This is a genomic window from Thiohalocapsa sp. (assembly GCF_019695415.1).
GTDB lineage: Bacteria > Pseudomonadota > Gammaproteobacteria > Chromatiales > Chromatiaceae > Thiohalocapsa.
Window position 1 is genome coordinate 1 of record NZ_JAIFKJ010000224.1, and the last position, 2,022, is coordinate 2,022.

A 2,022-nucleotide genomic window follows, 5' to 3' on the forward strand; every position below is an offset into this window, starting at 1 on the left:
GTTCGCGCGGATCGAACGGCTTGGCCATGTAATCATCGACGCCCAGCTCTAGCCCCTCGACACGGCTTTCTGGCTCCGAACGCGCGGTGAGCATGAGGATCGGAACGTCGGATTCGGCGCGCAGCGTCTGCGCCAGCGACAGCCCGGACTCGCCGGGCATCATGATGTCGAGAATGATGAGATCGAACGCCAGCCCGCGCAGCGCGCTTCGCGCTTCCGCCGCATCCGAGCTTACCGTCACGCGAAAGCCGTTCTCGCGCAGATAGCGCGCCAGCAGGTCGCGGATGCGCAGGTCGTCATCCACCACCAGCAGATGCGGCGCGGTATCGGCGGGCGGTTCGATCGGCTTTTCCTCGACGCTCGCAGCAGTCATCGCTCATTCTCCCCCGTTCGGGTTCAACCCGTCCCCAGTGGCGATCAGCCTGGCAATGTCCTCGCGCTCTTCCGCGCGTATCATCGTGAACAGGAACTCCGCCACAGTGTCCGGCGCCTCCACGCCCGCGGCCTGCAACGCCGCCTTGATGCGCTCGCTCTGCCGCCCGGCCAGCCGCCCGATCAGCGCCCGGCCTTCGTCGCGCGGATAGAGCAGACGCTCGCGCCGGTCGGTCTCGCCGCGCACCTGGGTGAGGAAGCCGCGGTCGGCGAGGTCCTTCAACCCGCGGGGGAGACTTTGCTTGGTAATTTGGAGGATTTCGAGGAGATCGGCGACCCGTATCCCCGGATGCCGGCAAATGAAGTTCAGCGCCCGGTGATGCGCCCGCCCGAAGCCAAGCTCAGCGAGGATTTCATCGGCATCGGCGGTGAAGTCGCGGTAGGCGAAAAACAAAAGCTCGATGATGCGCAGGCTCTGCGGATCGGGCGGACGCGCCGCCTGCTCGCCGTCTCCGGAGGTTCGCGCTCCGGCCGCGGTTTCGGGCCGCTCCAGTTCGGTATCGGGAGTTATGTCAGCCATGTTGACATATATTGAACGGATTGCTACGTACAGCAATCGTTTTTGACATTTTTCCGATGGACTCGCGCCATTTGCCGCAATATCTAAACGGCTTAATCGGCAAAGGCTTGGCGTGATAGGCTCACGCCAGAGGGCGCTCGTCATCAGGCAACGACAACCGCCTTGCGGCTGCGTCGGGCATCATCTGTTGTCCCGCAGCCGCCGGGAGTCAAGCCGAATTCGGGAGCGAAACGCGGCAACACGCTCGGGAGACGACCAATGGCACTCGTTCCGTACGATCAGCGCGACGGCGTTATCTGGATGAATGGCGAGCTTATTCCGTGGGGCGATGCGAAGCTCCACGTGCTAAGCCATGGCCTGCACTACGCCAGTTGCGTATTCGAGGGGGAACGGGCCTATAACGGCGAAATTTTCAAGCTCACCGAGCACAGCGAGCGCCTGGCCGAATCAGCGCGCGTTCTCGGCTTCGAGCTTCCGTACAGCGTGGAAGAGATCGATCAGGCCTGCCGCGACGTGCTGACGGCGAACGGTCTGGTGGACGCGTATATCCGGCCGGTCGCCTGGCGCGGCAGCGAGCAGATGGGTGTTTCCGCGCAGCAGACGAAGATCAACGTCGCCATCGCCGCCTGGGACTGGGGCAAGTATTTCGACCCGGCCGCGATGGAGACCGGTATCCGGCTCGCGATGGCTGAATACTGCCGGCCCGACCCGCGCACCGCGCCGGCGAAGTCCAAGGCGTCGGGCCTCTACATGATCTGCACGCTGGAGAAGCACCGCGCCGAAGCCGCCGGATACGCCGATGCGCTGATGCTGGACTGGCGCGGACGTGTCGCCGAGGCCACAGGCGCGAATATCTTCTTCCTCAAGGACGGCGTGCTGCACACGCCCACGCCCGACTGCTTCCTCGACGGCATCACGCGGCGGACGGTGATGGCGCTTGCCCGCAAGCGCGGCATCGAGATCGTCGAACGCGCGACCCTGCCCGACGAGCTGGACGGCTTCGAGGGGTGCTTCCCGCCCGGCCCGGCCCGCACAGCCACGCCGGGTGGCGGGGACGGGCCCGACAGCCT

Annotated in this window: 3 protein-coding genes; 1 reads left to right on the plus strand and 2 read right to left on the minus strand. The window is 65.2% G+C overall.

The features are described 5' to 3' along the window. Positions 1-373: response regulator (locus I6U14_RS06410; RefSeq protein WP_296897816.1), on the minus strand; the 373-nt coding region annotated here is incomplete at its 3' end. Between the two features lie 3 nt (positions 374-376). Beyond that, positions 377-988, minus strand: coding sequence for a MarR family transcriptional regulator (locus I6U14_RS06415; protein ID WP_296897817.1), 612 nt, complete (start codon positions 986-988; stop codon positions 377-379). Positions 989-1,210: 222 nt separating this feature from the next. Here I6U14_RS06415 and I6U14_RS06420 point away from each other — a divergent pair. Next, on the plus strand, positions 1,211-2,022 hold an 812-nt coding region (locus tag I6U14_RS06420; RefSeq protein ID WP_296897818.1), incomplete at its 3' end, for a branched-chain amino acid aminotransferase.